General features: G+C 66.7%; 5 protein-coding genes and 1 pseudogene. 5 read left to right on the top strand and 1 reads right to left on the bottom strand.

The window, feature by feature from the left end:
- The 5 genes and pseudogenes from IQ216_RS11520 to IQ216_RS11500 form a co-directional block, all read left to right on the top strand.
- Window positions 1-1,100, top strand: a pseudogene (locus tag IQ216_RS11520) (GTP-binding protein); the annotation flags it as partial.
- Between the two features lie 152 nt (window positions 1,101-1,252).
- Window positions 1,253-1,396: a hypothetical protein gene (locus IQ216_RS11515; protein ID WP_186699175.1), complete on the top strand. Its 144-nt coding sequence runs from the start codon at window positions 1,253-1,255 to the stop codon at window positions 1,394-1,396.
- 220 nt (window positions 1,397-1,616) lie between these two features.
- On the top strand, window positions 1,617-2,576 hold the full coding sequence (locus tag IQ216_RS11510) for an extracellular solute-binding protein (RefSeq protein ID WP_225875799.1): 960 nt from the start codon (window positions 1,617-1,619) through the stop codon (window positions 2,574-2,576).
- Window positions 2,573-4,501: a ribosomal protection-like ABC-F family protein gene (abc-f, locus tag IQ216_RS11505; RefSeq protein WP_370566726.1), complete on the top strand. Its 1,929-nt coding sequence runs from the start codon at window positions 2,573-2,575 to the stop codon at window positions 4,499-4,501. Before IQ216_RS11510 ends, abc-f begins: the two co-directional genes overlap by 4 nt.
- Before the next feature lie 128 nt (window positions 4,502-4,629).
- A complete protein-coding gene (locus tag IQ216_RS11500) occupies window positions 4,630-4,857 on the top strand; it encodes a hypothetical protein (protein ID WP_193815399.1) in 228 nt (75 codons plus the stop codon).
- A gap of 25 nt (window positions 4,858-4,882) precedes the next feature.
- On the opposite strand, the gene IQ216_RS11495 is transcribed toward IQ216_RS11500, so the two are convergent.
- A partial coding sequence (locus tag IQ216_RS11495; protein WP_193815564.1) for a S1C family serine protease occupies window positions 4,883-5,290 on the bottom strand: 408 nt, incomplete at its 5' end.

Below are 5,290 nucleotides of genomic sequence, written 5' to 3'. Positions count from 1 at the left end.
CCAGTCCCACAGCCCCCGCCGCCCTGCCGGTGACGATCCTCTCCGGCTTCCTGGGCGCCGGTAAAACCACCCTGCTGAACCACATCCTCACCAACCAGCAGGGGCTCAAGACCGCCGTGCTGGTGAATGAGTTCGGCGAGATCGGCATCGACAACGAACTGGTGATCGCCACCGGCGATGACATGGTGGAGCTCAGCAACGGCTGCATCTGCTGCTCGATCAACGGTGAGCTGCTGGATGCCGTGTACCGCATCCTCGAGCGCCCCGAGCCGGTGGWCTMCMYSRYSRKGKAGWCCACCGGCCTGGCCGATCCACTGCCGGTGGCCATGACCTTCCTGGGCAGCGACCTGCGCGACACCACCCGCCTGGATTCGATCATCACCCTGGTGGACGCCGAGAACTTCAGCGCCGATCTGCTGGAGGGGGAGGTGGCCCGGGCCCAGATCGTCTATGGCGACATGCTGCTGCTCAACAAGTGCGATCTGGTGGAGGAGGAGAAACTCCAGGCCCTGGAGCGGCAGTTGCGCGAGATCAAGACCGATGCCCGCATCCTGCGCTCGGTGAAGGGGGAGGTGCCGCTGCCGCTGCTGCTCAGCGTGGGGCTGTTCGAGAGCGATCGCCTCGTGGCCCAGCCCGCGGCGGCACCGGCCGCCGAAGACCACAGCCACTGCGACCACGACCACGGCCACTGCGAACACAAACCCCACCAAGAGCACGGGCATCACGACCACAGCCATAACCACAGCCACAGCCATAACCACGACCACGGCAGCAATCCCGACCATGCCGCCATCGAGGGCTACACGTCCCTCTCGTTCGAGAGCGAGGGGCCCTTCTCGCTGCGGAAGTTTCAGAACTTCCTCGACAACCAGCTTCCTGCCGGCGTGTTCCGGGCCAAGGGGATTCTCTGGTTCAACGAGAGTGAGCGGCGCCACGTGTTCCATCTGGCGGGCAAGCGCTTTTCAATCGATGACAGCGACTGGCCCACGGCGAAGCGGCAGAACCAGATCGTGCTGATCGGCAAGGAGCTCAACCACGACCAGCTGCGCCGCCAACTGCAGGCCTGCGTGGCCAAGGATGCCGGCAAGGGCTTTGGCTGATCAAGCGCTGCCCCCACCGGACCGGCGCGCTCCTGATCGCCAGCTTCCGTTTCCGAGCAGCCGGTGTCGGGATCACCGTCCCTGAGAACGGTGATCCCCGTTACACCCGCACCAGACAGCCTGGCTAGCATCCCCACATTCCTGAGAACAACATGGCTGAATTGCTGTTGTGCATCGGCGTTCTGGGCGTTCTCGGTCTGGCGTTCTGGCTCACCACGGATTCCGACGACGACAACGGCGGCGGCGGCCTGATGCAGCCGGCCCTCGTGCCCGTGCGCGTTCGCCGCAACGGCTGATCCCAGGGCCGTATCAATGGTCACGCGCCCCTGCCTCTTTGGCACGGATCCACGGCTGGGGTGATCCCTAGGTTCTGGAGGTTGTTGACGCCAAGCGTCCCGAATGATCTCTTCAACCCTGAGCGGACGTGCCGTTGGCAAACTGGCTCTGGCTCTGGTCGTCTCCCTTGGTGCCATCGGATGCGCCAACCAGAAGCAGGATGCAGCCGATTCCTCCGCCGTGCCGCCTGAGCTGGCTGGTACCGAGGTGGGCGTGTATTCCGGCCGCCACTACAACACCGACAAGGAGCTCTACAAGGAATTCACCGAGCGCACGGGCATCGAGGTGAAGCTGCTGGAGGCCAAGGACGACGCCCTGATCGAGCGCCTGCGCAGCGAGGGTGAGAACAGCCCCGCCGACCTGCTGGTGCTGGTGGATGCGGCCCGGCTGGACAAGGCCACCCGCATGGATCTGTTCCAGCCCACCGAGTCGCCAGCGTTGCAGCAGGACGTACCCGCCGAGCTGCGCGACTCCAAGGGCCGCTGGTTCGGCCTCACCCGCCGGGTGCGGGCCGTGATCGTGAATCCCGAGTTGGTGGATCCCGCCACGATCACCACCTACGCCGATCTCACCAAGCCGGAGCTCAAGGGCCAGCTCTGCCTGCGCAACAGCAAGAGCGTCTACAACCAGTCCCTGGTGGCAGACCAGATGATCCAGCAGGGCGACGACGCCACCAAGGGCTGGGTGCAGGGCATGGTGGCCAACGTCGAGCAGCCCTTCTTCACGTCGGATACCCCCATGTCCCGGGCCGTGGCCAAGGGCGACTGTGGTGTGGCGGTGGTCAACACCTACTACGTGGCGCGCATGCTCTCGGGCGAGAACGGAGCGGAGGACAAGGAGCTGGCTGGCAAGCTCAAGGTGGTGTTCCCCGATCCCTCCCACGTGAACATCAGCGGTGCCGGCGTGACCCGCCACGCCAGCAATCCTGAAGGAGCCCGGCTGCTGCTCGAGTTTCTGGCCTCCCCCACCGGCGGCAAGGGCTACGCCGAAGCCAACAATGAGTACCCCCTCAGCGGCTACGGCGATAATGAGGTGCTCAAGACCTTCGGCACCTTCAAGGCCAACGGCGTCTCAGCTGAACAGATGGGCACCAAGAACCAGGACGCCGTGGCGTTGATGCAGGCCAGCGGCTGGAAGTGATCGCCCATTCCGCAGACGTCCAGGGGCCGGGGGGGCGTCCAGCCCCCTGGCCCCGTTGGCCCACATCCACCCACCTGCCCCAGCGGTCGCTGCTGGGGGCGGGCGTGGTGCTGGTGTCGGGCCTGGCCCTGCTGCCGGTGCTGGCCCTGCTGGKACGTGCCATGCATCTCGTCGCGGTGGACGTCCAGGACGCCGCGCGTCCGGTGTTCGAGGCCCGCGACCTGAGACTTTCGCCGCAGTCGCGGCCCTTCTCGATGACGCTCGGCGACGGCGAGGTGGTGGCGCTGGTCGGCGACAACGGGGCGGGCAAGTCGACCCAGATGAAGATCATCGCCGGCCTGGAGGAGGCCAGCAGCGGCCAGGTGGTGAAGCAGGGCGATCCCCGCATCGCCTACCTGCAACAGGAATTCGATGTGAACCTGGAGCGCACCGTGCGCGAGGAGCTGTTCCAGGCCTTCGGCGAAGCGGCCGAGGTGCTGGTGCGCCAGCACGCAGTGGAGCACGCCATGGCCAGCGATCAGGCCGCCAGCGACCCCGATCACCTCGACGAGCTGATCCAGGAGCTGGGCCGCCTGCACAGCCGCTTCGAGGCCCTGCACGGCTACGAGCTCGACGCCCGCATCGACAAGCTGCTGCCCACGATCGGCTTCAGCGCCGAGGGGGCCGAACAGCTGGTGGGCGACTACTCCGGCGGCTGGCAGATGCGCATTGCCCTGGGCAAGATCCTGCTGCAGGAGCCCGATCTGCTGCTGCTCGACGAGCCCACCAACCACCTGGATGTGGAGACGATCCAGTGGCTCGAGGGCTATCTGATCCAGCAGAGCGCCGCCCAGGTGGTGATCAGCCACGACCGCACCTTTCTGGATCGGGTCTGCACCCAGATCGTGGAGACCGAGCGCGGGGTCTCCCGCACCTACCTGGGCAACTACAGCCACCACCTGGAGCAGAAGGCCCTGGAGCGGGAGGCCACCCAGGCCGCCTTCGAGCGCCAGCAGAAGGAGCTCTCCAGCCAGCAGGCCTACATCGACCGCTTCCGGGCCAGCGCGACGCGCTCCACCCAGGCCAAGAGCCGCGAGAAGCTGCTGGAGAAGGTGGAGCGGGTGGAAGCGCCGATCGAGAGCATCGGCGGGCCCCGCTTCCAGTTCCCCGAAGCGCCCCGCTCCGGCCGCCTGGTGGCCGAGATCGCCGACCTCAGCCACAGCTACGGCGATCAGATCCTCTTCCTGGGAGCGAGCCAGGAGGTGGAACGCGGCGACCGCATCGCCTTCGTGGGCCCCAACGGCGCCGGCAAGTCCACCCTGCTGCGCCTGGTGATGGGGATGGAGCAGCCCAGCGAGGGCCACGCCCGCCTCGGCGAACACAACGTTATCGCCGGCTACTTCGAGCAGAACCAGGCCGAGGCCCTGGACCTCAGCAAGACCGTGATCGACACGATCTTCGAGGTGGTGCCCGACTGGACCCAGACCCAGGTGCGCTCCCTGCTCGGCAACTTCTGCTTCAGCAACGAGAGCGTGTTCAAGCAGGCCGGCAAGCTCTCCGGCGGCGAGAAGGCACGGCTGGCCCTGGCCCTGATGCTGCTGACCCCCTGCAACCTGCTGGTGCTCGATGAGCCCACCAACCACCTCGACATCCCCGCCAAACAGATGCTCGAGGACGCCCTGATCGCCTACGAGGGGGCTGCCTTGCTCGTGAGCCACGACCGCTACTTCATCAGCAGGGTGGCGAACCGCATCGTGGAGATCCGCGATGGTGAGCTCGTGCTGTACCGGGGCGACTACGCCTACTACCTGGAGAAAAAGGAGGAGGAGGCGGAACTGGCGCGCCAGCTGGCCATCAGCGAGGCGAAGGCGGCGAAGACAGCAGCCAACCGGGAGAAACAGCAGGCCAGGGCGGCTGGCCGCAAGGGGAAGGGCAAGGCCGCCTGAGGGGCCGCCGCCGCGTCCTACATAACAGGAAACGAGGACAACAAAGCCGCCCTGTTGCAACGGCTACGAGCAGGACTGAAACAGTTTGTAGCTTTGGCCTGGTCCATCGCCCCTTCGCGACGCCTGCCATGTCGGAACCCCTCTCCCTCAGCCTCGGTCAGCAATTCGAGCTGGAAAGGATGAGCCGTGCCATCGACGACACCGCCGACCTCCAGGCCCTGCAAGGGATCGCCAAGCAGCTCCTGCAGGCTTGGCACAGCCAGAAAGCAGCCACCCAGTGGGTGATGCGTCAACAGCTCGGTGCCCCCTCCCAGTTCGGCGGCGGCCAGCCCAACACCTGGGGGCAGGAGGCGTGAACCGCTCAGGCCGGGGGCGGCGCTGTCAGGCTCCGCCCATCTGCACCGGCACCAGCGTCACATTCCGGCTCTGACCCTGCCGGCTGATGTTGAGGGTGATCTCTCCGCCCACGCCGGCCCGTTCCACCGCAGCCACCACCTGGGAAGGCTCCAGCACCGTTTCCCCGCCGGCCGCCACCACCACATCGCCCTGCTGCAGACCCGCTCGCTCAGCAGGCCCGTCGGCCAGCACCGAGGCCACCCGCACCCCCCTGGTCAGCCCCGTGCCATCGCCTGGGCGCACCAGGTCCATGACGATGCCGATCATCGGATGGCTCACCTTGCCGGTGGCGAGCAGCTGTCTGGCGATGTCACGGGCCCGGTTGATCGGAATCGCAAAGCCCAGCCCAGCGCCCGGCCCCTGCCGCACGAGCGTGTTGATGCCGATCACCTC

Origin of the sequence: Cyanobium sp. LEGE 06143 (genome assembly GCF_015207535.1) — a bacterium.
Lineage (GTDB): Bacteria > Cyanobacteriota > Cyanobacteriia > PCC-6307 > Cyanobiaceae > NIES-981.
This window is presented reverse-complemented; position numbering and strand designations above follow the sequence as displayed.